The following is a 25,615-nucleotide window of genomic DNA, read 5'->3' as shown; positions in this document are numbered from 1 at the left end:
CCGCACCGAGCCGGAAGCCCGGCTTTGGCATCGCGAGTGTTGTTTCGCCGCAACAGCATTGGCTGTGACAGTGGCGTTTTCTGTGACCGCCTGCAGTCATCCGGGTGGCAACGCGGGGCGCCCTGAAGGCGGGAAACTCGGCGGCGCCAACGCGGTCAAGGTCACCATGGCCAATGATGGCGGCAAAGAGGGCTGCGCCCTGGACGTCACCAGTGTGGCCGCCGGGCCGGTGACCTTCACGGTGGCGAACACGAGCGCACCGGGGATCAGCGAAGTCGAGTTGCTCAGCGGCCAGCGGATCGTCGGCGAGAAAGAGGACCTCGCTCCCGGTCTGGATCCGGTGTCGTTCACCGTCACACTGGACGGTGGCTCGTATCAGCTGTATTGCCCCGGCGCGAGCAACGAATACCAGACGTTGACGGTGACGGGTCGGGCGGCGGCGCGGCCCGCAGGCACCGTGGCAAACATCCTCAACCAGGGGACCAAGGACTACGCGGCTTACGTCGTCAATCAGATCGCTCAGCTCGGTGACGGGGTCAGGGCACTGGACGCCGCCGTGCGGTCGGGCAACATCGACGCCGCGAAGGCCGCTTACGCCAAGGCGCGCCTCTTTTGGGAGCGTTCGGAGTCCGCGGTCGGGGGTTTCATCTTGGTGGGCTTCGCGGTCGGCGACAATGCCGGCAGCCTGGACTACCTGATCGACATGCGCGAGTCCACGCCCGTCGACGCGAAGGTCGGCTGGAAGGGATTCCACGCCATCGAGCGCGACCTGTGGCAGGGCAAAGCGATCACCCCCGCGACGTTGGCGTCCAGCTCCGAACTGGTCGGCAACGTCGTCAAGTTGACCGCTATCGTCGCCCTCCTGCATTACCAGCCGGAAGACTTGGCCAACGGTGCCAGCGATTTGATCGAAGAGATCCAGAACACCAAGATCACCGGGGAGGAGGAGGCGTTCAGCCACATCGACCTGGTCGACTTCTCCGGCAACGTGGAAGGCGCCCAGCAGGCCTATGCGTCGCTGCGGCCGGGCCTGGAGCAGATCGACGGCAAGCTGGTCAGCCAGATCGATCAGCAATTCCGCACGGTGCTGGCGACTTTGGACGGGTATCGCGAGTCCTCCGCGCTGGGCGGCTTCCGGACCTACACGGCCGCGCTGAAGGCCACCGACGCGCCGAAGCTGACCGCGGTCATCCAGCCCCTGCACCAGAGCCTGTCGACGGTCGCGCAAAAAGTCGTCTCGACCGGCTGACCGTGACCGACGACACGACCGATCCCGAGGAAGCTGCGGCGGTTTCGCGCCGGCACCTGATCGGCGGCGCCATGTTGGCCGGGCTTACCGGCGCCGCGGCCGGCGGCTTCGCGGGTCACGCGATGGCAGCCGGGCGCAACGGCGGCCCGGGCGGCGGGGACGACGACGTCGACCTGCGTCGTAGCTATCCCTTCTACGGTCAGCCGCATCAGGGCGGAATTGCCACGCCCCCACAGCGTTACGCCATGTTCATGTCCTTCTCGCTGACCGCCGGCGGGCGCACCGAGCTGCAAACCCTGCTGGCGCGCTGGTCCGCCGCGGCCGCGGTCCTGCAGCAGGGTAAGCCCGTCGGCACCGTTGCGCCGCAGGTCGAGGTGCAGCCCCCGGGGGATACCGGGGAGGCCTACGGGCTGAGCCCGGCCAGTCTCACCGTCACCATCGGACTGGGGCCGTCGCTGTTCGGCGAGCGGTTCGGGCTCGCCCCGCGGCGGCCCGCGGTGTTCACCGATCTGCCACCGCTCAACGGGGACAACCTGGATCCCCGGTTGCGCGGCGGCGACCTTTCCGTGCAAGCCTGTGCCGACGACCCGCAGGTCTGCTATCACGCGGTGCGTAACCTCGCCCGGCTGGGCCGCAACATCGTCTCACCATCCTGGGCCGTGCTGGGATTCGGGCGCGCGTCGGCCGGGCCGGGCCAGCACACCCCGCGAAATCTCCTGGGATTCAAGGACGGGACCCGCAACATCGGCACGGATGCGGAGTACGACCGGTTCGTCTGGGTCGATGACAACGACCAGCCGTGGATGCGCGGCGGGACGTATCAAGTCGTGCGCAAGATCCGGCTGCTGCTCGAGACTTGGGACGTCGACCGCATCGGCAATCAGCAGCGGATCTTCGGCCGCACCAAGGACGAGGGCGCGCCGCTGAGCGGCAAGGCCGAGTTCGATACTCCCGACTTCGCCGTCAAGGGCGCCGACGGCAATCCGCTCATCGATCCGATGTCCCACGTCGGCCTGGCCGCCCGGGAGAACAATGACGGCATCATGATCCGGCGACGGTCCTACAACTACACCGATGGCCTCGACGCCAACGGGCAACTCAACGCGGGCCTGCTGTTCATCTCGTATCAAAAGGATCCGCAAGATTTTATTCGCCTGCAGAACCGGTTGGGCGCCCACGACCTGCTCAACGAATACATCCGCCACATCGGCTCAGCAATCTTCGCGGTGCCGCCCGCGCCCGCCGAAGGCCACTACATCGCGCAGGGCCTCTTCGGCTAAGCAAATCTCCGTCAAAGGTCATCAGGCGTTGGACGGCGCCGTGTTTCGGCCGTGTGATGTTTCGTGTCGTCCGGGTAAATCCGTCCGGTCCACCGTCACACATCGGCGGCCGCAGAGCACTAACTCCGTGAAGCCGCAGAATCAGCGAAAACGGAGGAAGTCACATGACCGACGCGCTCGTCATCGACGCCGAAGGCCTCGACAAGTTGTCGTGTACCGCCAGGGCCAACCCGGAGACCGGCAAGAAGACCCTCAAAGCCAAGACGGTGTGCGAGACCGGGTTCCGCAACATGACCTACGTTCGCGACCTGGCACCGATGCTGGTGGGCGAGCCGCCCGCGCTGCTCGGTGACGACTCGGCGCCCAACCCGTCCGAGACCGCCCTGGCGGCGCTGGGTTCGTGCGTGTCGGTGGGCTTGCTGGCCAATGCGACCCACCGCGGGGTGACGCTGACCAAGATCGAGGTCGAAATGGAAGGTGACATCGACATCTCCGCGGTCTGGGGTGTGGGCGACACCCCCGAGGGAAAGCGCCTCGGTTTCAGCGCCGTTCGCTGCAGGGTGACGCTGGCCGGAGACGCCGACGGTGCCACCCTCCAGGAGATTCACGACACCGCGATCGCCTGGTCACCCGTGGTGAACACGTTCCGCAACCCGGTAAGCGTCGACTCCACTCTGGTCACCGAATAGGCATCGGGACGGGAACCGGCTATGGCAACTACATTGACGAAGGCGGATCTCGGCCAGGCCATCAGGCTGGCCCGCGCCAGGCGGGGTCTGAGTTGGGCGGAAATCGCCGAATCCGTCGGCAAGGACCCGGTGTGGACGGTCGCGGCGTTGCTCGGGCAGCATCCGCTCCCGGCCGCCGACGCGGCCACGGTCGCATCGCTTCTCGACCTCGACGACGAGGCGGTAGCCGTACTGCAGATGATGCCGTATCGGGGCTCCGATGCGACCATGGCGACGGATCCCGTGATCTACCGGTTCCACGAGGCGCTGGCCGTCTACGGCCCGGCGATCAAGGAACTCATCGGTGAGGAATTCGGTGACGGCATCATGAGCGCCATCAACTTTCAGGTGAGCGTGCGGCGGCGTCCGCACCCCGAAGGCGACAGAGTGGTCGTCACTTTCGACGGCAAGTTCCTCGACTACGCGTGGATGCACTCGGCCCAGGAGGTATCGAGATGACGGCGACGATGGATTCGGCGGCCGGTCAATTGGATGTCGAACTGTTGGATGACATCCGGGCCCACGCCGGCGCGTTAGACCGCGGTGAACACCCATCTCGCCGCAGCTTCGCCGCGCTGGGTGCGGCCGGCCTGCTCGGGGTCGGCGCACCCGGCAACGCCGACGGTGGGCTACCCGACATGGCCGAGGTCATCCGGATGATCTCCGGAGAATGCATGAGCACCGGGTTCTCGTTGTGGGCTCATCGCATGGCAGTGGAGTATCTGCTCACGGCGGCAACGCCTTTCGGTGCGGCGGCGGCCGGGCCGCTGCTTGCCGGGACCACGCTGGGGGTGACCGGCATGGCGTCGGCGTTCAAGGAGGCGGCGGGGTGCGGAAGTCTGGAGTTGACGGCTGCGCGCGTCGAGGGCGGCTACGCGGTGTCCGGACCCATCCGGTGGGCGAGCAACCTCTACCCCGACTCGACCATGGTGACCGCGGTGCGTACCGACGCCGATGAGAGGCTGATCGTGGCCCTGTCGCTGGACACGCCGGGCGTGACGGTGGGCGATCACTTCGACCTGCTGGCAATGGGTAGCACCGCCTCGTCGTACCTGAACCTGACGGACGCCTACGTCCCCTCGGGGCAGGTGTTGTCGAGTGACTTCGAGGGCTTCCTGCGGGCGGTCCGCCCGACGTTCCTCGTCTTGCAATCGGCGATGTGCCTGGGGCTGAGCAGAACCGCGGTGCAGCAGGCCAAGACCGGCCTCAGCGGGGTGAACAAGGTCTTCAGCGCCCAAGTCGACGAGGTCGCGGAGAAGCTCGCCGCTGCCGAAGCGGCATTGGCGAATCTGGCCGCCGCGGTGGGCGGGGACGATCCGCCCACCAAGCGGGAGCTGTTGTCCCTGCGGCTCGCCGTGGCCGAACTCAGCAGCGCCAGCGCGGATCTCGAGATCCGCACCGCCGGCGGTAAGGGGTATGCGAGCAGGACGGCGGCGAGTCGCCGCTACCGGGAGGCTGCGTTCATTCCGGTCCAATCCCCATCGGAAGCGCAGCTGCGCTGGGAACTGGCCGCATGCGCTTGAGTGCGAGTCGATGGTGACCCCGGTGGCGGTGCCGCCGGGGGGTACCGAATCCGAACGCGTCGTCGGCGGCATCCCGCTGGCCACCCTGGTGCGCGACTTTCATCGGCCGATGGTCAATTTCGCCCGCACCATGGTGGATTCGGCAACGGTGGCCGAAGAGGCCGTGCAGGAGGCGTGGGTGCAGGTTCTGCAGTCCGCGGATTCCTTCGAGGGGCGTTCCTCGGTCGGGACATGGTTGTTCGGGATCGTCAAGAACACCGCCTCGCGGCACCGGCGCCGGGAATCCCGCATCCGCGACCACGAGGTGCTGTCGACGGACGACGCCGACCCGCTGGCGGGCCGCATGCATCCCGCAGGCCATCCCGACGCGGGACACTGGAATCTTCCGCCGTCGCGGCGCTTTTTGCCGGAGGACCGCACCGTCGAGAACGAGCTCGTCGGACACGTGCGCACGGCGCTGGACGCGCTGCCCGAGCGGCAGCGGCAACTGGTCATCCTGCGCGACATCGTCGGCACCTCGGCCGAAGAGGCGGCCGAACTCCTCGAGCTCAGCGCCGAAGGGCAACGCGCGCTGCTCTACCGCGCCCGGGGAAATCTTCGCAACGAACTGGAAAAGCGGTATCGCCGATGACCGTCCATGACAACACCGTCCCCGCCATCGACTGCGTCGACTTCGTCCGCCTCGTCGACGAACTCGTCGACTCCGACCCGCAACAATGGGGCCCGATCGTCGCCAAGCACCTCGACGAATGCCCGCCGTGCCTGGTTTACCTGCAGCAAATGCTTGACCTGAAGATTCTGCTCAGCCACGTCTTCGAGGGGGAGAGGCTCAGCGAGGAGCACATCACCGGGGTCATCAACGCGATCAACGCTTTACGGAAAGGCCAACACCCATGACTCTCGAAGCGCAATCGCCGCGGTTGGACGGCGCAGCGCCGCCACCGAATGCGCTGCCCGGCTTGACGTCTCGCGTGCCGCCGAATGTCGCTCCCGATGACCCATTCGAGCCGCTCAGCGTCGGCGCCATGGTGGACCGGGTGGCCGCCATGGCCGTCGAGAAGGCGACGCACCCGTGGGCGTTTGTGGTGCGCTCCCTGGTCGGCGGAGTGATGGTCGCGTTCGGGGCGCTGCTGGCGTTGATGGTGAGCACCGGGGTCAAGACCCCGGGCGTCGCAAGCCTGTTGATGGGCCTGGCATTCGGCATGTCGTTCGTCCTGATCCTGGTGTCGGGCATGTCGCTGATCACCGCGGACATGGCGGCGGGCTTCCTGGCAGTTCTCAACCGCACCATGCGTGTGCGCAGCTACGCCTTCCTGGTGATCGTCGGCCTGATCGGCAACGTCGCGGGCGCGCTGGTGTTCGTCACCGTCTGCGGTGCCGCGGGTGGCCCATACCTGGGGCCTCTCGCCGAGCGGGCGGCCGCCGTCGGGGCGCAGAAGGCCGGCCAGCCGTTCTGGACCGCGCTGCTGCTTGCCGTGGTGTGCACCTGGTTCCTGCAGACCTCCATGTGCATGTTCTTCAAGGCGCGCAGCGACGTGGCCCGAATGACGTTCGCGTTCTACGGGCCCTTCGCATTCGTGATCGGCGGCACCCAGCACGTGATCGCCAACGTCGGTTTCCTCGGTCTTCCCCTGCTGCTGAACCTGTTCCACCCGGCCGCACCGCGCGGCGCGATCGGTTGGGGGCTCGGCGAACACGGCCTGCTCACCAATCTGTGCATCACCACCGTGGGCAACCTCATCGGCGGCACGCTGTTCGTGGCGCTGCCCTTCTGGGTCATCGCGCAGTTACAGCGACGTCGCATCTAGCCGGCGCGTGACCACAGCGTTACGGCCGCCTTAACGGGTGTCGGCAAAAGCCGTCCGTCCCGTTGGTTAGGGACTTAAGCCTCACGACCGATGCGCCCGCGGGTTTGTAGCGTCGCTCGTGATGGAGGGAGAACGAAATGTCAGCACCTGACCAACACCGCGGCATCGTCGTCGCGGTCGACGGCTCGTCGGCATCGAACGCCGCCGCAACCTGGGCCGCCAGCGAAGCGGCGATGCGCAAAGTTCCACTCACCGTCGTCCACGCGGTGACGACGCCCACCGCCACCTGGCCGCCGGTCCCGTACCCCGAATCTTTGGCTGTGCGGCTCGAAGACGAGGGCAAGAAGGCGATCATGCACGCGATCAAGCTCGCCGAGGAGGCACTCCCGGCGGACCGAAACGTCACGATCCATCGGGAACTCGTGTATTCCAGCCCGGCCCTGGCGCTGATCAACATGTCCGATGAGGCAGAGATGATCGTCGTGGGCACGGCCGGACGAGGACTGCTGGCCCGGGGGGTGCTCGGCTCGGTCAGCGCGACGGTCGTGCGGCACGCGCATTGCCCGGTCGCGGTCGTCCATGCCGACCATGTCGCGACCGCGCAAGACGCCCCGGTACTGGTCGGGGTGGACGGCTCACCGGCCTCCGAGCTCGCGATCGAGCTGGCTTTCGACGAAGCGTCCCGCCGCGGTGTCGGCCTGACGGCCTTGCACGCGTGGAGCGACATCGCGATCACCGACCTCCCGGAAGCGGATTGGTCATCTCTGGAAGCGGAGGCGCACCGCAGCCTGGCCGAGAACCTGGCGGGTTGGCAGGAACGCTATCCCGACGTGACCGTGCAGCGTCTGGTCGTACGGGACCAACCGGCCCGACAGCTCGCCGAAAAGTCTGGGACCGCACAGCTTCTGGTCGTGGGCAGTCACGGTCGGGGAGGTCTGACCGGTGTGCTGTTGGGATCGGTCAGCAACGCGGTCCTGCACTCGGTTCGGATACCGGTGATCGTTGCGCGGCCCCCGGCGCACGCCTGATCCGCTCCCGCCGAAAGCACGGCCACCGTCCACGCACAAACGCCGGTGACGTCGCGTCCGGCCCGGGCCACGGTCCGGTCGGGGCGCAGCAGTGCCGCGGTGGCATGGCCCCGGTGTAGCCATGCCGCCAGCGGGCTGTCGGCTTCGGCGATCAGCACGGCGACGTTGCGCCGGCGCAGCGCCGCCTCGTCGTTGGCACCCGGGCGAGCCGTGCTGATCAACGCGAAACGGGTCCCGAGCACGTCGTCCAGCCGTTGACCTTCGCCGAGCGGCGCATTCGGGCAGAGGGTGCCGGCGAGCCGGCGCGGCCGCAGGGACTTGCGCACCAACGCCGAATGGTGCAGCGCCGGCGTCCTCGAGTCGACCACCTTGTCGCGCAGGCCCGGGAGGAGCCGCAGCCTCGGCAGCACCGCCCGGCGGGCCGCATTGCCCAGGCGGCCGCCCCCGGTCATCGCCCAACCGACACTCAGCGCCAGCCGGAGCATGGATCGGGTATGCGGTTTACGTTCCTGCTGATAGCTTTCCAGAACCTCCGGAGCCAGGGTGCCGTGGTGGACCCCGGCGATCTTCCATGCCAGATTGTCCGCGTCGCGCAGCCCCGCCCCCATGCCCTGGCCGATGAACGGAGGAGTGAGGTGCGCCGCGTCGCCGAGGATGAAGACGTTCCCACGGCGCCAGCGGTCGGCGATCTGCGCACGGAATGTGTACTCGGCGACCCGCACCAGGGTCAGCTCGCCGATGGGTACGGTGCTGGTCCACGGCCTGATCAACGGGCGCAACCGGTCCAGGGTGTCGAAGTCGTTCGCGGTCTCACCGGCCAGCAATTGGAACTCCCACCGGTAGCGCGCCGGCCCGATGCGCATGTAAGTCCCCGCGCGGTTCGGATCACACAATTGATGGACTCCGTCCCACTGGCCCAGGTCCGCGTCGGTGGCGATGTCGACAACCAGCCAGCGTTGCTGGAAGTTCAAGTCGCGCATGGCCGAACCGATCCGGGCGCGCACCAGGCTGTTGGCGCCGTCGCAGCCCAGCAGGTAGTCGGCCTCGACCTGGTGAAGCGCGCCGTCGGAGCGGTCGGTGAACGTGACCCGGATGCGCGGTCCGCCCATCACGACATCGGTGACTTCGGCGTTCCCGCGCAGTTCGGCGGCGGGATGGCGCTCGAGGTTGGCCCGCAGCAGGGCCTCCAGTTCCGGCTGGTCGAACATGTTGGCCTGCGGGAAACCGTGCACGCTGTGCCCGGGGTCGCGGTTGAACTCGGCGAGCGTTCGAAACCGGCTGTCCACCAACCGCAAACCCAGCGTCGGCCGCGATATCGCGGCGAATTCGTCGGCCAGCCCGAGGCGGGCGACGATGCGATAGATCTCGTCGTCCAGGTGCACCGCGCGGGGCTGGGGGTACACGCCGGGCCAGCGGTCGAGCACCAGGCAGTCCACGCCGTACTGTGCCAGCAGGGTGGCCGCGGTGACGCCGGTCGGTCCGGCGCCGACGATGACGACGGGGACCCGCCGGGTCGGTGGGGGCGTCACCTGAATCGGATTGCGGTGCGCTGGGTTCCGAGGTCGATGGCCGCGTCGTCGGTTGCCACCGACGCCTCGACGACGTCACCGTCGTGCAGGTAGTTCCGGTTGGCGGCCTGGCGTGAGAAGAACATCTTCCATTTGACGGCCGGCGGCAACAGGTTTCCGATGAACTGGACGGGCTTCGGTGGGGCGCTCAGCGCGGTGCCGGACGGCGTGCCGGTGAGAACCAGGTCACCCGGGGCGAGTTCTTGGAACTGGGTGAGCGACTGCAGCGCCTGCAGGGGCCGGTAGAGCATGTCGCCCTCGACGAGCGCGTTCTGGCGTTCCTGGCCGTTGACACTCAGGCGCAGCCGCAGATCACCGAAGCGCTTGAGCTCGTCGGCGGTGAGCAGGACCAGTTCCGGGCCGACCGGGGTGAACGTCGGGTACGACTTGGCCTCGTAGAACTGGGTCTGCGGGAGTTGGATGTCACGCGCGGAGACGTCGTTGGTGACGACCAGGCCGGCGACGAACTCACTCAGGTTCGCCTCGGAGATGGCGGTGCCGATCGGGACCGCGCGGCCGATCACCAGGCCGATCTCCACCTCGTAGTCGAGCAACCTGACGTGTGGGGGTTTGACGATGTCGTCGAAGGGCCCGGTGATGGACGCCGACGCCTTGCGGAAGAAGGTGAGCGGGATCGACGCCGGGTCCATGCCCGCGTCTTTGACATGCGATTCGTAGTTGGTCATCTGCGCTATCACCCGGCACGGCCGGGTCACCGGCGAGATCAACGCGAGGGTGTCGACGTCGACGGTATCGGTGCTCGTGGCCGCCTTCTCGACGGCGGCCCGGTCGGCCAGCAGCGCGGCGGTGCTGGTGGCGGTGGTGTCGATCTTCGCGGCGCCCTTGGCGGTTTTGAGCCACCAGGCGTGGCCTGTTTCAGAGGCGGTGTGCAGTACGGAAAGGGTCATGAGGCGGGAACTTTCAGTAGGCCGATCAGGCGGTTGACATCGAATTCGTTGGGTGAGCGGAGCGCGGTGAACATCGAAACCACTTCGCGGCGGGCTGATTTCGGGTCGGTGCCGAGAAAATCTCGGGTTGCCGGCGGGCCCCACTGTGCCAACCCGGATGCGGTGAAGGGCGCCCAGCCGGGGTCCAGCGTGTTGTCGAACATGTCGCCGTCGGTGAAATGCTCGAACAGGTAACCATCGGGATCGCGCCAGTAGTCGAAGATCTGGCTGCCCTGGATGTGCCTGCCGATTCCCCAGGACCGCGAATAGCCCTGCGCACCAAGGTATTCACCGCCGGCTGCCAGCGCGTCGAGGTCGCTGACCTGATACGCCGAATGGATGTAACGGTTGGCGGGGCCAAGCGCCATCGCCAGGGTGTGGTGGTCGGCCGGCGTCGGCCCCCGGTCACACCGGATGAAACTCATGGTCGGCCCTCGGTCGCGCTGGCCGGGGAAGTACAAGAAATCGCTGACGATCATGCCCAGGTTGTCCAGGTACCAGTTCAGCGTCTCGATGTACTTGGTCGACTGCACCACCAGGTGGCCCAGCCGCTGGACTCGGGCGGGCGCCCGTGGGGGACGCTGGCCGGTGTTGATGCGCCGCACGTCGCGGCCGAAATTGAAGGTGTGGATCTGTTGGTCCGGCAGCTCCGGGAGTTCGTGCATGCCGGTGACCACGCGGACCGGCATGCCGCTGGGGTCGGTCAACGCGACCGACACCCCACCGATGGTCTCCGGCAGCGGTTCCACCGGCGCGCCGACGGTCCCCGCCAACCGGACCACGTCGGCCTCGTCGCACGCCCGAAAGGCCGCACCGGCGAAGCGGTTGCGCCGGCCGCGACGCACGATGACGCACGGCGAGCCTTCCCGGGTTCCGCGCAGCTGCAGTTCGTTCGGGCCCTGTGACGTCGCATGGAAGCCGAACGCCCGCGCGAACGTCTCGGCCCGCGTCAGGTCCGCCCGCTCGAACTCCAACCACGCGATGTCGGCGACTTTGATCACCGGGTTGCGGGACCGGCCGGGATGCTCGCCGCGACGCGCACCCTGTTCGCTGTGCGCGTGCCCGCCGGCATTCTTCGTCAGATGCATGACCACTCCCAAAAACGTAACTGACGAAATCGTCACATACGAGAGAACGTTCAGTCAAGTATCTGACGGAATCCTCACTACTGATGCATACTGCTGAGCATGAGCGCGATGGTGGAGCCGTCCAACCGGCTGGAGCGGCGCAAGTGGCGGACCCGGGCGGCGCTGGTCAAAGCGGCGCAGCGGCTGATCGCCGAGGGCAAGGTCAATGTGCCCGTCCTGGAGATCACCCAGGCGGCCGACGTCGGGATGGGCTCCTTCTACAACCACTTCGACAGCAAGGAACAGCTGTTCGAGGCCGCGGTAACCGACGTGCTCGACGCTTACGGGTCGATGCTGGACCAACTGACCGAGTCCATCGAGGATCCGGCCGAGACCTTCGCCACCAGTTTCCGGCTGACCGGCCGGCTGTTCCGCCGGCGCCCGCAGGAGAGCCGGATCCTGTTGGCCAACGGGATGGAGTTGCTGTCTTCGCACCGGGGTTTGGCGCCGCGGGCCCTGCGCGATATCAAGGCCGGGGTGGCGGCGGGGCGGTTCGACGTCGACGATCCCGAGTTGGCGCTCGCCATGGCCGGCGGTGCGCTGCTCGGCCTGGGCAATCTGCTGCGCGAAGATCCCGATCGCGACGACGCGCGCGCCGCCGACCTCGTCACGGAGAACGTGCTGCGGCTGTTCGGCCTCGGCGCCGCCGAGGCGCACGCGATCTGCCGACGCCCGCTGCCTGACGTCGGATTCGACGAGGGCTAGCGGGCTACGAGGCCAACGGAGAATGCGACGTTTCGGCCCACGCCGCCGTCGTCACCGGGCGCGCCGGGCGCGGTCCACCGTACGCGCGCCCTCCCGGTGACGTGCAGAGCGTCGCCGGTATCGAAATCGAGGAACAGCAACGCGGCCTCGTCGTCGACCGCCAGGTTGCCATAGCTGTTGAACATGTTGTTCCCCGGAAAATCCGGCCACCACAATGAGTTCGGCGAGTCCACCCGGACGAATCCCGGTGGACCGCCGCGGTGTGACGCGTCGCTGCCGCGGGTGGGATGGCTGGTGCCCAGGAAGAACGTGTCCGACGCTGCAATCAACGCTTCGTCGGCGGGGGTCAGCAGCGTTGTGCGCCGTCGCGACGCGGGGGCGGCCAGGCCGGCCACGTCGATGGCGTGGCGGTGAATGTACTTGGGACAGTTGCCGTATGACTGCTCGACGCGGACCGTCATACCCCCGCGCTCGGCACCGAGGAACTCGCCGTTCACGCGCAACCTGCGTCGGGTGGCGAAGTCGACGGCGATCAGTCCGACCTGTTGACCACTCGGCAAGTCGTGCAGGGGATCGCCCTCGCGCGGCAAGGCCGACACGTGCAAGACGTCACTTCGTCCGCGCAGGAAACCCGGCGGTGCGGCCAACGGCGAGATCCAGAGGAGCCCGTCGTGGTCACGTCCGGTCAGCGCGGCAAACCGCTGTGACGCGAGAAACCGTGCGGCGCCGGGGGACAGGCCCGACGCGTCGAGCATGCCCTCGAGCCGCCTGGCCTCGGCTTCGACGCCCGCTCGGCGCTGCGTTGCGGTCTCGCCCTCGTGGAAGCCCGTCGCGGTCATACGAGCCGTAACACCGCCGCCACGGCAAAACTTCCGCGCGGTGCGGGGAAGATCAGCAGCCGGTGATCGCGCGGGCGTCGGTGCTAGGCGACCGACACGATGCGGGCGACCAGCTTGCCGCCGCGGATGACCTCGATCGTCTGTCCGGCCGCGACCTCGTCGAAGTAGCGCCCCGCGCGCTTGCGCAGTTCGTCAAGCTCGATCCCGCCGCTCGCGTCGGCCCGAACCGAGGTCCGTTCGGCGTCGCCGGCGGGCACGATTTGCGCGAGTAAGCGGCCACCGCGAACAACGCTGAGCGTCTCCCCGGCCGCGACGCGGTCGAAGCACCGCCCGGCTCGCGTTCGCAGTTCGTCGAGCCCGACCCACCCGCCGGCGGCCGATGCCGCGGTGTCGACGGATCGTGCCGGGATCGGGGCGACCCTCCAGTCGCCGACGGACACGATACGGGCCACCAGTTTGCCGCGACGGACGACGTCGATCGTCTCGCCGGCCGCAACCCGCTCGAGGTATGTGCACGCGTTGCTCCGAAGTTGACCCAGGCCAATGGTTTCCCGCATGCCTGGGCGGTCGCCGTGGTCACCGACGGGCAGTGGCGATGTCGAACCAACGGCACGGGCCCGGCTCAGCCGCGCGGTGCCAGCATGTCCTTCCATCCGTCGTCTCCTGTCTTACTCGAATTCTCGACCGTGTACTTGGCGCCGTCGGGCCCTACCAATTCGCCGCTCTGAGGAAGGTAAACGGCCGGGGGAGGACCGGCGGGGGTGTAAACGCACGGATTGGGTTGCTGCCCATTGCATTCGACGGTTCCCGATCCCGGCCTCTGCAGCGCATCGCTGACGGGCGGCGGTGTCCCCGCCACGCGGTCGGAGGGCGCTGGGTTGAGGCCGTTGTTGACCGACGGCGCGGGTATGACCTGGCCCGGTTTCACCGGCTGGTCGCAACGCGCGGCGGGCGCCGGGCACGTCAGGATCTGGTTCGGTTCGCCGTACCAGGGGTTGGTGCCCAGCGGGACGTATGGCTTGGGGTCGCGGCACTCGCGCGGCGTCGCGGCGCGTTTACCGGGGACATCGACACACGGAAGGTTGCGTGCGCCGCGCACGGCGTTGGCGGGAGTGTCCTGCGGGATCTTGCAATAGGTTCCGGACGGCATCGGCGCCAGGCTGGTGTCAGCGGGGGACCGCCATTGAGATGCCGGGAGAAACCCGGTCAGGCACGGCGGGGGCTGGTTGATCGTCAGCGACGTGCCGAGCGACGCGTAGCCGGGGAAAGCCGCCGTGACCGCCTGGCCTTCCGAGGCGCCCTGCGGATAGGCCACCAGCAGTTGCTCGACGCCCTTGTGGTAGCGCTTGAGCATGTCGAGCACGATCTCGAGATTGGCCAGTGTCTGCGGCAGCGACTCGCGGACGTCGCTGAACACCTCGTTGACCTGATCGGCCGTCGGCGCGGCTTGGGTCAGGATGCTTTGCACGTGCTGGTCGTTTTCCGCGCTCTGCGCGGCCAGGATGTTCAGGTTGTGCGACCAGCGCTCGATCGAGTCACCGGAGTCGACCTGGCTGTCGATGATCGGCCCGGAGTTTTGGATGATGTCGTTGACGTCGGCGATGTTGGTCTTGAAGTCACCGGCGATCGCCTGGGTCGCGTCCACCAGCCGCTGCAGCGCGGGGCCCAATCCACCGACAGCCTGGGCCGTTTCGTCGAGCAGCGAGGCGATCTTGTCCTTGGGCAGCACGGCAAGCCCGCGGTTGGCCGCGTCCAGCGCCGGCCCGATCTCGGTGGGCACCGTGCCCTTGGTGATGGTCTGTCCCGGCGAGAAGTATCGGCCGGGGTTGCCGACCGACACCAGGTCCAGATACTGCTCACCGACCGCCGACACCGAATGCACGTTCGCCGACGCGTCGACCGGAATCTTGTAGCGGTCCCCGATGCTCATGGTCACCCGCGCGCCGGTCTTGGTCGGCTCGACGGCGGTGACCGTGCCGATGGTTTCACCGCGGTAGGTCACGTTGGACGTCTTGTACAGACCGCCCGACGCGGGCAGGTCCGCATTCAATGTGTACTGGCCGATCCCCACCGCGCTGGGGATCTGCAAGTAGTACCAGCCCAGCGCGACCGCCGTGATCGCAGTCAGGACGGCGAACATCACCAGTTGACGCTTGATGAACCGGGTCAGCATTGCCGGTCCGCCCTCTCGACCAGCGGTCCGCCCGGGGCGTCGTTGGGGTTCGGCGTGTACCGGACGTCGGGGATCATCGTTTCGGGGTCGCGGCCCCACGATTGCTCGAGCGCGCGCAGCGCTCCCGAGAAGCCGGTCCCGGTGAGGACCGCGTTGTCGACGGCGCTCATGGTCAGGTCCAGCGTCAGCGACAGGTTGAAGTAGTCGCCGCGGAACGCCTTGGGCACGGAGTCGATGTCGAACGGCCGGACGAGGATCAGCTTGAGTGCGCGAATCAGATACGGTGCCGCGCGGCCGAGTTCCCGCAGTGGGCACTGCAACGACAACAGGTCCTGGTGGATGTCGCCGCGCGAGGCCGACAGGTATTGATCGGCAAGCTGGCTGAGCCGTCCCGTCGCGTCGACCGCGTTGATCAGAAGGTTCTGTTTGTCGGCGAAATGCTTGAGTAGCGGCGGGAATTCGGTGAGGACGCGATCCAGGACATCCGAGCGGGGACCCACATACGCCAGCAACCGGTTGGTGGAATCGATGGCTCGGGTGATGTCAGCGCGTTGCTCGTCGAGTCGGGCGGTGAAGGTGTCCAGCTTGCCGAGGAAGGCACGGATCTGCTCGGCCCGACCGTTCACGATGTTGTAGACCTCGTTCTGCAGCACTTCGAGGTTCGGGATGCCCCCGCCGCGCAGCACGATGGCCAGACTTGCCAGCGTCTGCTCGGTCGTGGGGTAGGTGGACGAATTCTTCAGCGGGATGGTGTCGCCGTCCCGCAGTGGTTCCGGCGACGGGTTGGGCGGCGCGGCCAGCTCCACGTGCTGAGAACCCAGAAGGCTGGTCTGCCCGATCTTGGCGGTCGCGTTCTTGGGCAACTTGACTTCCTTGCCCAGATGTAACGTCAGCGTCGCCACCCAGTTCTTCAGTTCGATAGCGCGCACCGTGCCGACAAAGACGTCGGCGACCCGCACCCGGCTGTTGTCGTTGAGCGCCAACGTGTCCGGCAGCTGCACGTAGACGGTGTAGGAGCCGGGCCCAGAGCCCGGGCCGCCGGGCATCGGCACGTTCGCAATTCCGTGCCACTTCGCGCACGACGTCAGCACCGCAGCGGCGCTCAACAGTGCCAGCCCCTTCCAGGCTCGGTGCCGAGTGCGAGAACCGAACGCGCACAGCGCCTTCAGCGCCCTCTTGTCACGCGCGCCCGTCATGATCCCGCTCCTGTCGACGCGGCCGCCGGTGTGGGTGCGACCGGGCCCGGGACCACACCCGGCGCCGGTGGCGGTGGCGGGATCGGCACCTGCGGGGCCTGCAGGCCGATGGGTGGCACCACCGGGTTCTCGTCGTAGGCGTTGGGCGGTCCCGGCGGGGTCTGCAATCCCGAGGGCGGGGGCGGACTGTCCGGGCCGCCCATCAGTTCGGCCAGAGACGCGGGCGTCAGCAGGCCCCCCGTGACCGGCCCGACCTGCGTGCCCTGCATGCCCGGTGCGACAACCCAGCCGGGCTGAGTGTTGCGGTGCGACAACGGTGTATCGGGCACCCAGATCCCGGGCACCGTGGTGTCCTTGTACCCGTTGGGCGGCTGCAGCCGGGCCTCGGAGTAGGCGACTTCCTTGGGCAGCGCCTCGGCGGTGCTGAACAGGTTCAGGCCGAACGGCAGGTAATTGAACTTGATGGCATCGAGGATCGGCGCCAGGTATTGCGCACACAGTTCGGCGGAATCCTGATAGCCCAGCCGGCTACCGGCCTGAATCATGCTGCAGACGAACTGCATCGGGTTCGCGAAGTTCGGGATCGCCGGGATGGACATGACGGCGCCGTGCGACGGGTGATAGATCTGGCTGAGGTTCGTCTCCAGCGTCGGCAGGACGTGCAGGGCCGTCTCCAATCCGTTCAGCGGATCGGGTTGGACCAGCGTGGTGGTCAGGGTGGCGAGGTTGTCGACGTCGTGCGCGAGCACCCCGCGGTTCTTGTCCAAGAACGGACGCAGCGTGGAGAGCAGGCTGTCGAACTGCTGTATCGCATTGGCGAGGTCCCGGTCGGAACCGGTCAGCTTGTCGGTGAACTGGGCCAGATTCTTGTTGAGCGCGACGAATTGCTGGTCGTCTTTGTGCAGGGCGTTGACGAACTGGGCCAGGCTGCGCACCACTGCGAAGAAGTCGCCGCGGCCCTCGTTCAGCGCGGTCAACGACCGCGACAGGCTGTTCAACGTCGTATTGATCTGCTTGCCCTTACCGGCCAGCCCGTCGGCGAACGACTCGATCGCCTCTCCGAACGGACCCTTGGGTTGCTCCGGTGTCGGGCCGAGTTTGGAGATGATGGTGGCGACGCTGTCCCGCAGTTCGTCCCACTCCGTCGGCACCTGGGTGCGCTCGATGGGGATCACGGCGTGGTTGCCCATCACCGGGCCACCTCTGTACGGCGGTTCCAGCTGGATGCTGCGCGACGCCACCAGGGTGGGGTTGACGACCACGGCGGACGCGTTGGCGGGCACCTTGTACTTGTTCTCGTAGTGAAACGTCACCTTCATCTTGTCGCCGGCCGGTTCGATCTTGTCGACTGAACCCACCCGAACGCCCATGATCTGGACTTTGTCCCCGGAATAGAGCGCATTCGCCGCCGGGAGGTAAGCGACCACGGTGTTGGTGGTCAGGTTCTGGTACAGCTGCCAGCCGACGAACCCGGCGACCAGGCCCAGCAGCACCACCAGTGCTCCGATGACGTTTCGGGGGCGCAGGTGGCGGACATTGAAGACGCTGCTCAATTCTGGCTACCTCCCGTGATGCCGCTACCTCCCGTGCCGCCGGGATTGATGAACGGCGCCGGCAACTGCTGTCCCGGTCCCGGCGGCGCGGGCGGCCCCGGCGGTAGCCCGGGTGCGAAGGTCGACGGTGGCGGCGTGGGGCCCGCGGGTTGCAGATTTTCGGTGCGCGCGCCCGGCGGTGCTTGGGCGGGCAGCGGCACCGGTATGCCAGGGACGTCCGGTGGCGGATCCCCCGGCCGCCCGGCGATGGGGATTCCCGGTGTCGGTGGCAGGCCGTTCGGGTTCGGCGGCGAAGCGGCGACGTCGATCGGTGCCGGGAAACTGCCGCCGAACGGGCCGACGCCTACGCCCGCGCAGGGCAACGGATTCCCCGGCCGCGGCAGCGCGTCGGCCGGTGGTGTGTACGAACACGCCGTTCCCGGCGGGACGGCCGGTCCCGGATGATCCGGGGTCCCTTCCAGCACCGGAGGTGCGGGCGGCGGCGCCCCGTTGGGGAACCGGGTGCCGTTGGGGTCGGGCCAGCGGAACTCGGGAAGACCGGCGCTGCGCCAGAAGTCTTCCGGGTCGATGCCGCGCTTCTTGAAGGCGGCGTCGACGAACGGCTGCAAGATCCAATACGGCAGCAGGTTGGACAGGACGATCTTGAAGTACGGCCCCGACGCGACGGATTCCCCGAGCGATGCGGCGAACTGGCTGACGTACGTGAGGGTCTGAGCCAGGTCGTCTTTGCGCGCCACCAGCACGTCACTGATGGCCCGCAACTGCTCCAGCACGGGATTGAGGTTCGGGTTGTCGTTGATGAAGCCCCGTGCCACCTCGGCCAGCGCCGAAATCTGTTCTGCACACAGGTGCCGATGGCGTGGCCACGTTCGTTGAACGCGGCCAGCAGCGTCTTCGTGTTGACCAACAACCGGTTGATCTGTTCGCTGCGATCACCGAGCACACTGGCCACCTGGTGGGCCTGGATGCGCACCGTGAGTGACCGGGTGTGATCTGCTTCGTCGGGCGTTCTGCACCGATGCTGTCGGAGAACTTCGTGAGCCCGTCGAGCGCGGCGCTCAGATGCGGGTAGGTCTGATCGACGGTCTGCGACAAGACATTCAGCGACTGCTTGACGTGTCATCGATATCGCCGAGTTCGCGGTGCGCGGCAGCGGCTTGGTGATCGTCGAAACGGCCGCGTCCGGTCCAGCAGCTGATAGGGCGTCGAGATCCAGCGCCGGTGAAGTTCGGGACAGTGGGATGGAGCCGCCCGGCGGCAGGACCCGGTCAGAGCCCTCACCGTCGCCGCGCTTGAGTTCGAGGTAGCGGTCGGCGAACAGGTTGAGGTAGCGGATCTGCGCCGTCGTCGACTGGTAGAGCGGTATCGAGCGGTCGACGTCGAAGTCCACCCGGACCCGCTGCCCCCCTTCGATCAGCCGTACGTCTTTGACCTTGCCGATCTCCACCCCGGCGGCGCGGACGAACTGGCCGTTCTTCAGCCCGGTGGCATTCCTGAACTCCGCGTGATAGCTGTTGGTGCTGTTGAATCGCATCTGCGCGAACACCACGACGATCGACACGGTGATCAGCAGCAGCACCAGCGAGACGATGCCGAGCTTGATAGCGGAGCCGGTGATTTTCATGGGTTGATCGTGTTGTCCCCGACCTGGCGGCCCCACACGTACTCGATCGCGTACGGTGAGCCGGTTTCTAGGTGGTTGTACGGCGCGAGGCTGGCGCCCGTGTCCACCACCAGACTCGGCGCCGGCCACAGGTCATGGGTGATGGCCTGCCAGCAGCCCGGCGCGCCCCCCGGGCCGCCGCGGGCGTTCACCCGCGGCAGATTGTCCGGATACACAAAAGGATTCGGCGCGCCGCCGACCAGCCCGGCGAGCCCGAGGAGGCCCATGGTGGCCGCGGTGCCGGCCAGCCCCGGGAGCGTCAGGATGCCGCCCAACCCCGACGTCAGCTCGGTCATGGTTCTCAGCGCGTAACCGTTGCCGCCGCCGGTCGTCGCGTACGCCGCGGGTTCCTCGTCGTAGTAGTTGCGGATGGTGCAGAAGAACTCGGGGCTGTAGGTGTCGAGCAGCTGGGCCGTGGGCACCAGATCGGCGGCCCCACGCTGCAGGTAGGGCCCGCCGCGGGCGAAGATGTCTGCGCCGGTGTTGCCCAACCCGGCCGCGGCCAACAACGCCGCATCCAGGTCGCTTTCCTGCCGGTGCACCGTGCGCGCGGTGACCACCGCGTTGTTGAGGGCGTCGAGCAGATCCGGCGCGGCCTTGGTGTAGACGTCGCCCAGGTCCGCCAGCCGCTGAATGTCATGCCGGATCTGCGGCATCTGCGGATTGATGTCGTCGAGGATGGCGTTGGCGTTGACGATCGACTGCCCGAATTTGTCGCCCAGCCCGGTCAACGCCTGCGCGGCCGCCGCCAGCGTCAGGTTCAGCTTGACCGGATCGATCTTTTCCGTGATCGCGGTGAGCGTCTCGAACAGCGTATTGAACTCGGTTGTCACCGACCTGGCATCGATTACGTGCTGCGGTGTAATGGGTTGCGGTGCAGGGTTTTTGGGCGATGTCAACGACACGTACTTGTTGCCGAACACGGTGGTCGCCCTGATGTTGGCATCCACGTTGGCCGGAATGAACTCGATGTACTTCGGATTCACGTTCAAGACGAACTTGGCCGCCGGTGATCCGTCGCGCTCGACCTCCGAGATGGTGGCCACCCGGCCGATTTCCACGCCGTTGTAGGTGACCTTCGACCCCGGATCCATCACCAAACCGGCACGGGGAGCCAACATCGTCAAACGTGTTGTCGGCGAGAGCTCGCCGCGAAACTGCAACCACACGAACCCCAGCACCGCCGCAGCGACCAACAAGAACACCAAAGCCGCCGTCCGATACGGCGGGATGCGCTGCGGGTTCTGCTTCACGGGGGCGGTCATGGCGGCTACACCGTGAGGTTGAAGTTCGGAGTCTTGCCGTACACGGCCATCGCGGTCAGCACGACCACCACCACGATCGTGATCAAGGACAGCCGCATCGACCGGCCGACCGCTTCACCAACGCCGACCGGCCCGCCGGTGGCGGTGTAGCCGTAGTAGCAGTGGGTGGTCATGACGACCACGGCAACCAGGATCACCTCTGCGAATGACCAGGCCACGTCGTTCAGGCGCAGGAAGGTGTGGAAGTAGTGGTTGTACGTGCCGAGGGACTGCCCGTAGAAGAAGACCGTGGTGACCTGCTGGGACAGGAAGGCCATGGTCATCGCCAGCCCGTAGAGCGGGATGATGACGATCAGACCGGCCACGACCCGGGTCGACGCCAGGTAGGCGACCGACCGGATACTCATCACCTCCAGCGCGTCGATCTCTTCGCTGATCCGCATGGCGCCCAGTTCGGCGGTGGCACCCGCGCCGACCGTGGCGGCCAGCGCCTGGCCGGCGGCCACCGGCGCCACAAACCGCACGTTGACCAGTGCGGCCAGAAATCCCGTGAAGGCCTCCACGCCGATATTGCCCAGCGTCGCGTAGCCCTGGATGGCGACCAGAGAGCCCGCGGACAGGGTGATAAAGCCGACGATGGCCGCGGTGCCACCTACCACGGCCATCGCGCCGGTGCCCATTCCCATCTGGGCAACCATCCTCAACAGCTCCCTGCGGTAACGGTGCAGGGCGAAGGGGATCTGCCCGACTGCGGTCAGGGCGAACCAGACCATTTGCCCGATCTCGACCAGCACCCTGTCGGGCGCTTCGCCGTATCGGCTGAGGGCGGCCCGCGGGAAGTGGAGATGCCGTGCGGGAACCCCGGTGGCTGCGGTCATGTCAACGCCCCGTCCCGAAGCGGACACCGATGGTGGTCAGCGCGGCGTTCACCGCGAACAGCGCGATGAAACACAGCACCACCGTCTCGTTGACGGCGGTGCCCAAACCCTTGGATCCGCCGCGGACGATCAGCCCCCGGTAACAGCCGACCAGGCCGGCGATCAGGCCGAACGTCGCGGCCTTGACGAACGCGATCACCACCTCGGGCAGGCCGGTGAGCGCCGTCAACGTGGAGAGGTAGGCGCCGCTCGAGACGTTCTGCAGATACACGCTGAACAGGTAGCCGCCCCCCAGGCCGACGGCGACCACGAGGCCGTTGAGCAGCACCGCGACGAGTGTCGAGGCGACGACACGGGGCACCACCAGCCGGTGGATCGGGTCGATGCCGAGCACCTCGAGCGCATCGATTTCCTCGCGGATGGTTCGCGCACCGAGGTCGGCGCAGATGGCCGTGCCGCCCGCGCCGGCGACCACCAGCACGGTCACGATCGGGCCGAGCTGGGTGACCGCGCCGATCGCGGCGCCGGCACCGGAGACGTCGGCGGCGCCGATCTCGGCCAGCAGCAGGTTGAGCGTGAAGATGAGCAGCACGGTTTCCGGGATGGACACCGCGATGGTGGGCAGCAGCGACACCCGCATCAGAAACCAGCCGTTCCAGATGAACTCGCGCCACTCGAACGGCTGCCTCAGCGCTTTGCCGGTCAGCACGCACATCCGGAAGAACCCGCCGGCCACTTCCGTGCCGGGCCGGATTCTGCTGCCCACTTTGCTGGCAACCATGTGCGAGGTAGTCATCCGCGCCGCCCCTCACGTGATCGCCGATTCGCGGGTCGGTTCGTCGAACGAACATCGCACGAAAAGCATTGCACTGCCGAATATTCCGAACCCAAGGAGTGCGGGGACGGCTTGGGACTTGTTCTCGGGCGGTTTCGCCGCAGCGATGTTCGGAGGCCCCCGCGGCGTGCCGCATCACCTCGTTTCCGACGCCGGTGGACCAGGTGATCCCTCCGACCGGCACTCCGGGACCGTGCTCTCAGCTCCATGCCACCCTCGCCACGCAGCCACTATTGCATTAGACCGTACGGTCAGTCAATAACCGCCACGTCGGGCGTGGCCGCACCGCCGCATGGCCTGTGTATCGCCTGGCGCTGCGATAGCGTTGTTCGCGTATTTATCAGGTGTTTTCGGCTTTCGCCACATGGTCGAGATGATCTCCGATCCGCAGGTGACCCGGAAATATCAGCGCGGATAACCGACCGGCCGTACAGTGACGGCACAGCGCTTTGGCGCGCGGCTTCGGTCGGCTATGGACGGCTCAACGCATCAGGCATGACACTGGTTGACGCTAAATGTGCTGCGGAACAATAGATCTAATGCGATGTGGTCAATCAGCCGGGCTCGTGACCGCGGCGAGGCATTCGCGCACAACGGAGACGACGTCCGCGGATGGGTCCGCCCACTTGGGGAGTCCCAGCCTGTCGAGCAGCAGTCCGCCGAGGAACACGTCGACGAATGCGGCCCCGACTTGTTCGGGCGTCCTGGAGCCGGTGGGATCGAACCACACCCACATCCACTGCAGCGATCCCCACAATTGCAGTGCCGCCAGTTCGACGTCGACGTTTCGGAACACTCCGCTCTCGATTCCGCTACGGATCTCGTCAACCGCTAAGGCTTGCAGCTGATTACGCAACTTGCGCACCTGCTGCATCGCCGGGTCATCGAACAACTGAACCACCTCGCGCTGGCTAGCCACGGTCGCGTCGCGGGCGACCACCTGGAGCAGTGCGGAGGCGTAGATGATCGCGGCGATGCGTTCGTGCGGCGCGGACAGACGAGCCCATGCCATCTGCAGCGCATCGAGTTGGCGGGCGAGGTGGGTCTCTTCAAGCTCGCGCAGCATTTGCGCCTTGGTCCCGAAATGGTGAACGATGGTGCCCTTCGACATGCCGAGCTCGTCGGCGATGTCGCCCATATTCGTTCTGTCGTAGCCGCGTTCGGCGACATAACGGACGAACGCGTCGAAAATCTCGCCACGTCTCCCAGGTCGGGGCATCTTCCACCTTCGGTCAAACTAACCGTACGAACGGTCTATCATAAGTTTCGCGATGTCAAGGACCCGTGCGGCGGCGTCACGGTACGAGAGATGTTGTGCGGCGCCACCCGCCGGACTTCGCAGCGCGGGTGATGCCTCTAGGCGATCAGGTCCGCGAAAATTTTCCCACCCGGCCAAAAAGGCGCGGTCGAACCCGCTACCGCAAGCGGTCAGCGGGGCTAGAGCGCCCTGGGCCCAACGAACCTATCCGGCGCGGTAACGACATACGTGTTCGCCTTGGCTGCCGGCTTGATCTCGCCGGCGGTGTACACGGTCATCAGCTCTCTGCCATCGCCGTCGGCGACGCACACATAGGTGTCCGTCTCGGCGTCGTATTCGAAGCTTTCCCAAGCCAAGAGGAACGCCAAGCAGTTGCCGTCGCGGTCTGTGACGACGAGCTTGTGTACCCCGGATTCCTTCAAAAGCTCGGCATCCTGAGCGCGTTGCTGGGGGGCGTGGGTGGTGCGGAGGGTGGCGTGTGACATGTGTGTACTCCCTTAACGAGGGTGTCTCCCCGTAGCCTAGGCTCAATTGCTCAAGTAATCCGAGCCTTGGGGAAAACGTTTTCTCGCCGGGTAGCGCCGTGGCCAGGGCACTACGGCCTCTATCAAGGGGTCGTAAGTCGATTGCCCCTCGCGTTAGCCAAGACCCTCAAGCGGTTGGACGCCGCTGTGCCTCGTGGCCGGCAACGGGCGATCGGGTTTTGGGTCGCACCGCCACCAGAACCACGCCGGCGGCGAAGACGGCCGCGGTTGGCCACGAGAATCGCCCATCCGGGGCGAAGCCGCCCTGAGCCAGCAGGTGCAGTCCAACGGCGGCCAGGACGGCGCCGATGAGCATGACCGCTTCGCCCCAGCGATCGCCCAGGGGCAGACCGACCGTGGGCAGCGGAACCGCGAAGAGTCGCCGTTGCCACCAGAGCAGCAGCATTTCGACCGCCGTCACCACGCTGAGGATCGCGATCCATTCCAGCCGGACCAGCCACCAGGCCGCAGAGCCCTCGTGTGGTTGCGGTATCAGCCCTGCCGGATAAGCGACGATCGCGACGATGACCACCGGAATCATGTGCCAGAGGTAAAGGGCCATCACGTTGGCATTGGCGGTCGACAAGACGCGCTGCACCGGACGGTGCCGCAGGACGCGGTCGAGTGTCGCCGCGAGCGCCATGGCCAGCCCGGCTTGCGTGCACGCGAACGCCATCATCGCCACCGTTGGGGGCGTCGTGTTCTCGATCGCTTCGCCTGGAACGCCGATCATGCTCACCGGATACGGCCCCACCCGGATCAGCAGTGCCAGAGCGACTGCCGAACCGGCGGCGAGCAGCACCGGTCTGCGACCGGCCAACAGCCCACCCTGCCAGGCGATCCCGAGTTGGTAGAGCAGGCCCCAGCACAGCAGGTAGTTGAGCGCGCCGACATAGGGGACATGGCCCGCGAGCGAGACGGCATCGATCAGCACGACCGCCGCGGCCAGCACCACCGGTACCCTCAGGCCCCAACGCCGGTGTGCCGCAACGGCAACCGGTGTCAGTGACACCACCAGCACGTACACGGCGAGGAACCACAGGTGCATGGCCACCGCCCAACCCGCGTACTCCAGCACCGTGCCCGGCGCACGCCGGGCCTCGAGCACCAAGACAAGCACCGAAATCAGCGCGACGTAGACGGTTGTCGGTCCCAGCACCCGAGCCAAGCGGTGCCGAATCCACGCCTGACGCGAGAAACTGCCGGCCTCGCGGCGGTGCGCCCATGACACGGCTCCGGCGTACCCGGCAACGAAAAAGAACACCGGGACGGCCTGGAAGATCCAGGTCAACCATTGCGTCCACGGCATGTCGAGCAGCGGGTTCTCCCGGCCGAATTGCCCGTCGTGGTAGGTCACGGAACCGGCCAGCCAGTGGCCCAAAACGATCATGACCACGCCCGACGCGCGGTAGAAGTCCACCGCAAGATTGCGGGCCGGTCGCGCGGGCTCTACGCCGTCCATCGGATC

At 67.0% G+C, this 25,615-nt stretch carries 25 protein-coding genes; 10 read left to right on the top strand and 15 right to left on the bottom strand.

Annotated elements, in window-relative coordinates; genetic code table 11:
• Positions 1-82 precede the first annotated feature (82 nt).
• From efeO to G6N37_RS08385, 9 genes are all read left to right on the top strand, one after another.
• Positions 83-1,249 (top strand): iron uptake system protein EfeO, encoded by a 1,167-nt coding sequence (gene efeO / locus G6N37_RS08425; RefSeq protein WP_372514659.1) that lies wholly within the window; start codon positions 83-85, stop codon positions 1,247-1,249.
• 2 nt (positions 1,250-1,251) lie between these two features.
• Positions 1,252-2,529 (top strand): iron uptake transporter deferrochelatase/peroxidase subunit, encoded by a 1,278-nt coding sequence (gene efeB, locus G6N37_RS08420; RefSeq protein ID WP_372514658.1) that lies wholly within the window; start codon positions 1,252-1,254, stop codon positions 2,527-2,529.
• A gap of 164 nt (positions 2,530-2,693) precedes the next feature.
• A complete protein-coding gene (locus G6N37_RS08415; RefSeq protein WP_163678586.1) occupies positions 2,694-3,218 on the top strand; it encodes an OsmC family protein in 525 nt (174 codons plus the stop codon).
• A 21-nt stretch (positions 3,219-3,239) separates the two neighbouring features.
• Positions 3,240-3,716 carry a cyanase gene (gene cynS, locus G6N37_RS08410; protein WP_163678583.1) on the top strand — a complete coding sequence of 159 codons (477 nt, stop codon included), beginning with the start codon at positions 3,240-3,242 and terminating at the stop codon, positions 3,714-3,716.
• Complete coding sequence (locus tag G6N37_RS08405) at positions 3,713-4,780, top strand: acyl-CoA dehydrogenase family protein (protein ID WP_163678578.1); 1,068 nt, start codon at positions 3,713-3,715, stop codon at positions 4,778-4,780. Before cynS ends, G6N37_RS08405 begins: the two co-directional genes overlap by 4 nt.
• Positions 4,781-4,790: 10 nt before the next feature.
• Entirely contained in the window at positions 4,791-5,411 is a 621-nt protein-coding gene (locus G6N37_RS08400; protein ID WP_163678575.1) for an RNA polymerase sigma factor, read from the top strand.
• The gene (locus G6N37_RS08395; protein ID WP_163678571.1) at positions 5,408-5,677 is read left to right on the top strand and encodes a hypothetical protein; all 270 of its coding nucleotides are present in this window, start codon (positions 5,408-5,410) and stop codon (positions 5,675-5,677) included. The genes G6N37_RS08400 and G6N37_RS08395 overlap by 4 nt, the downstream gene beginning before the upstream one ends.
• Entirely contained in the window at positions 5,674-6,588 is a 915-nt protein-coding gene (locus G6N37_RS08390) for a formate/nitrite transporter family protein (RefSeq protein ID WP_163678568.1), read from the top strand. Before G6N37_RS08395 ends, G6N37_RS08390 begins: the two co-directional genes overlap by 4 nt.
• A 137-nt stretch (positions 6,589-6,725) precedes the next feature.
• Complete coding sequence (locus G6N37_RS08385) at positions 6,726-7,616, top strand: universal stress protein (RefSeq protein WP_163678565.1); 891 nt, start codon at positions 6,726-6,728, stop codon at positions 7,614-7,616.
• Here G6N37_RS08385 and mhpA read toward each other — a convergent pair.
• From mhpA to G6N37_RS08370, 3 genes are read right to left on the bottom strand one after another with little or no spacing between them, the layout of a single operon-like run.
• Entirely contained in the window at positions 7,508-9,145 is a 1,638-nt protein-coding gene (gene mhpA / locus G6N37_RS08380) for a bifunctional 3-(3-hydroxy-phenyl)propionate/3-hydroxycinnamic acid hydroxylase MhpA (RefSeq protein WP_197745730.1), read from the bottom strand. The genes G6N37_RS08385 and mhpA overlap by 109 nt on opposite strands.
• Positions 9,142-10,092, bottom strand: coding sequence for a fumarylacetoacetate hydrolase family protein (locus tag G6N37_RS08375; protein ID WP_163678562.1), 951 nt, complete (start codon positions 10,090-10,092; stop codon positions 9,142-9,144). The genes mhpA and G6N37_RS08375 overlap by 4 nt, the downstream gene beginning before the upstream one ends.
• The gene (locus G6N37_RS08370) at positions 10,089-11,219 is read right to left on the bottom strand and encodes a VOC family protein (RefSeq protein ID WP_163678559.1); all 1,131 of its coding nucleotides are present in this window, start codon (positions 11,217-11,219) and stop codon (positions 10,089-10,091) included. The genes G6N37_RS08375 and G6N37_RS08370 overlap by 4 nt, the downstream gene beginning before the upstream one ends.
• A 99-nt stretch (positions 11,220-11,318) precedes the next feature.
• Here G6N37_RS08370 and G6N37_RS08365 point away from each other — a divergent pair, with 99 nt between their 5' ends.
• A complete protein-coding gene (locus G6N37_RS08365) occupies positions 11,319-11,963 on the top strand; it encodes a TetR/AcrR family transcriptional regulator (protein WP_163678556.1) in 645 nt (214 codons plus the stop codon).
• On the opposite strand, the gene G6N37_RS08360 is transcribed toward G6N37_RS08365, so the two are convergent.
• The 12 genes from G6N37_RS08360 to G6N37_RS08305 all read right to left on the bottom strand — a co-directional run bounded on the left by G6N37_RS08360 (position 11,960) and on the right by G6N37_RS08305 (position 25,609).
• A complete protein-coding gene (locus G6N37_RS08360; protein WP_163678554.1) occupies positions 11,960-12,802 on the bottom strand; it encodes a pyridoxamine 5'-phosphate oxidase family protein in 843 nt (280 codons plus the stop codon). The genes G6N37_RS08365 and G6N37_RS08360 overlap by 4 nt on opposite strands.
• 83 nt (positions 12,803-12,885) lie before the next feature.
• Positions 12,886-13,359 (bottom strand): type II toxin-antitoxin system Phd/YefM family antitoxin, encoded by a 474-nt coding sequence (locus tag G6N37_RS08355; protein ID WP_163678550.1) that lies wholly within the window; start codon positions 13,357-13,359, stop codon positions 12,886-12,888.
• Between the two features lie 65 nt (positions 13,360-13,424).
• A complete protein-coding gene (locus tag G6N37_RS08350; RefSeq protein WP_163678546.1) occupies positions 13,425-14,975 on the bottom strand; it encodes an MlaD family protein in 1,551 nt (516 codons plus the stop codon).
• Positions 14,969-16,171 carry a virulence factor Mce family protein gene (locus G6N37_RS08345; RefSeq protein WP_163678543.1) on the bottom strand — a complete coding sequence of 401 codons (1,203 nt, stop codon included), beginning with the start codon at positions 16,169-16,171 and terminating at the stop codon, positions 14,969-14,971. The genes G6N37_RS08350 and G6N37_RS08345 overlap by 7 nt, the downstream gene beginning before the upstream one ends.
• Complete coding sequence (locus tag G6N37_RS08340; protein WP_163678541.1) at positions 16,168-17,724, bottom strand: virulence factor Mce family protein; 1,557 nt, start codon at positions 17,722-17,724, stop codon at positions 16,168-16,170. The genes G6N37_RS08345 and G6N37_RS08340 overlap by 4 nt, the downstream gene beginning before the upstream one ends.
• 343 nt (positions 17,725-18,067) lie before the next feature.
• Positions 18,068-19,348 (bottom strand): MCE family protein, encoded by a 1,281-nt coding sequence (locus G6N37_RS08335; protein ID WP_232075361.1) that lies wholly within the window; start codon positions 19,346-19,348, stop codon positions 18,068-18,070.
• Positions 19,345-20,652 (bottom strand): MCE family protein, encoded by a 1,308-nt coding sequence (locus G6N37_RS08330; protein WP_163678537.1) that lies wholly within the window; start codon positions 20,650-20,652, stop codon positions 19,345-19,347. The genes G6N37_RS08335 and G6N37_RS08330 overlap by 4 nt, the downstream gene beginning before the upstream one ends.
• A gap of 5 nt (positions 20,653-20,657) precedes the next feature.
• The gene (locus G6N37_RS08325; RefSeq protein WP_163678534.1) at positions 20,658-21,530 is read right to left on the bottom strand and encodes an MlaE family ABC transporter permease; all 873 of its coding nucleotides are present in this window, start codon (positions 21,528-21,530) and stop codon (positions 20,658-20,660) included.
• Position 21,531: 1 nt separating this feature from the next.
• A complete protein-coding gene (locus tag G6N37_RS08320) occupies positions 21,532-22,311 on the bottom strand; it encodes an MlaE family ABC transporter permease (RefSeq protein ID WP_372514682.1) in 780 nt (259 codons plus the stop codon).
• Between the two features lie 604 nt (positions 22,312-22,915).
• Entirely contained in the window at positions 22,916-23,584 is a 669-nt protein-coding gene (locus tag G6N37_RS08315) for a TetR/AcrR family transcriptional regulator (RefSeq protein ID WP_163678528.1), read from the bottom strand.
• Positions 23,585-23,802: 218 nt separating this feature from the next.
• The gene (locus tag G6N37_RS08310) at positions 23,803-24,108 is read right to left on the bottom strand and encodes a hypothetical protein (RefSeq protein WP_163678525.1); all 306 of its coding nucleotides are present in this window, start codon (positions 24,106-24,108) and stop codon (positions 23,803-23,805) included.
• 166 nt (positions 24,109-24,274) lie between these two features.
• Complete coding sequence (locus tag G6N37_RS08305) at positions 24,275-25,609, bottom strand: acyltransferase family protein (protein ID WP_163678523.1); 1,335 nt, start codon at positions 25,607-25,609, stop codon at positions 24,275-24,277.
• Positions 25,610-25,615: the final 6 nt, after the last annotated feature.

This window comes from Mycobacterium seoulense (assembly GCF_010731595.1).
Lineage (GTDB): Bacteria > Actinomycetota > Actinomycetes > Mycobacteriales > Mycobacteriaceae > Mycobacterium > Mycobacterium seoulense.
This window is presented reverse-complemented; position numbering and strand designations above follow the sequence as displayed.

What these genes read in the sequence shown, in the direction of transcription:
- G6N37_RS08415 (WP_163678586.1), top strand. Translation starts at nt 2,694, where the DNA reads ATGACCGACGCGCTCGTCATCGACGCCGAAGGCCTCGACAAGTTGTCG.
- cynS (WP_163678583.1), top strand. Translation starts at nt 3,240, where the DNA reads ATGGCAACTACATTGACGAAGGCGGATCTCGGCCAGGCCATCAGGCTG.
- G6N37_RS08405 (WP_163678578.1), top strand. Translation starts at nt 3,713, where the DNA reads ATGACGGCGACGATGGATTCGGCGGCCGGTCAATTGGATGTCGAACTG.
- G6N37_RS08400 (WP_163678575.1), top strand. Translation starts at nt 4,791, where the DNA reads ATGGTGACCCCGGTGGCGGTGCCGCCGGGGGGTACCGAATCCGAACGC.
- G6N37_RS08395 (WP_163678571.1), top strand. Translation starts at nt 5,408, where the DNA reads ATGACCGTCCATGACAACACCGTCCCCGCCATCGACTGCGTCGACTTC.
- G6N37_RS08390 (WP_163678568.1), top strand. Translation starts at nt 5,674, where the DNA reads ATGACTCTCGAAGCGCAATCGCCGCGGTTGGACGGCGCAGCGCCGCCA.
- G6N37_RS08385 (WP_163678565.1), top strand. Translation starts at nt 6,726, where the DNA reads ATGTCAGCACCTGACCAACACCGCGGCATCGTCGTCGCGGTCGACGGC.
- G6N37_RS08375 (WP_163678562.1), bottom strand. Translation starts at nt 10,092, where the DNA reads ATGACCCTTTCCGTACTGCACACCGCCTCTGAAACAGGCCACGCCTGG.
- G6N37_RS08370 (WP_163678559.1), bottom strand. Translation starts at nt 11,219, where the DNA reads ATGCATCTGACGAAGAATGCCGGCGGGCACGCGCACAGCGAACAGGGT.
- G6N37_RS08365 (WP_163678556.1), top strand. Translation starts at nt 11,319, where the DNA reads ATGAGCGCGATGGTGGAGCCGTCCAACCGGCTGGAGCGGCGCAAGTGG.
- G6N37_RS08360 (WP_163678554.1), bottom strand. Translation starts at nt 12,802, where the DNA reads ATGACCGCGACGGGCTTCCACGAGGGCGAGACCGCAACGCAGCGCCGA.
- G6N37_RS08355 (WP_163678550.1), bottom strand. Translation starts at nt 13,359, where the DNA reads ATGCGGGAAACCATTGGCCTGGGTCAACTTCGGAGCAACGCGTGCACA.
- G6N37_RS08350 (WP_163678546.1), bottom strand. Translation starts at nt 14,975, where the DNA reads ATGCTGACCCGGTTCATCAAGCGTCAACTGGTGATGTTCGCCGTCCTG.
- G6N37_RS08345 (WP_163678543.1), bottom strand. Translation starts at nt 16,171, where the DNA reads ATGACGGGCGCGCGTGACAAGAGGGCGCTGAAGGCGCTGTGCGCGTTC.
- G6N37_RS08335 (WP_232075361.1), bottom strand. Translation starts at nt 19,348, where the DNA reads ATGAAAATCACCGGCTCCGCTATCAAGCTCGGCATCGTCTCGCTGGTG.
- G6N37_RS08330 (WP_163678537.1), bottom strand. Translation starts at nt 20,652, where the DNA reads ATGACCGCCCCCGTGAAGCAGAACCCGCAGCGCATCCCGCCGTATCGG.
- G6N37_RS08325 (WP_163678534.1), bottom strand. Translation starts at nt 21,530, where the DNA reads ATGACCGCAGCCACCGGGGTTCCCGCACGGCATCTCCACTTCCCGCGG.
- G6N37_RS08320 (WP_372514682.1), bottom strand. Translation starts at nt 22,311, where the DNA reads ATGGTTGCCAGCAAAGTGGGCAGCAGAATCCGGCCCGGCACGGAAGTG.
- G6N37_RS08315 (WP_163678528.1), bottom strand. Translation starts at nt 23,584, where the DNA reads ATGCCCCGACCTGGGAGACGTGGCGAGATTTTCGACGCGTTCGTCCGT.
- G6N37_RS08310 (WP_163678525.1), bottom strand. Translation starts at nt 24,108, where the DNA reads ATGTCACACGCCACCCTCCGCACCACCCACGCCCCCCAGCAACGCGCT.
- G6N37_RS08305 (WP_163678523.1), bottom strand. Translation starts at nt 25,609, where the DNA reads ATGGACGGCGTAGAGCCCGCGCGACCGGCCCGCAATCTTGCGGTGGAC.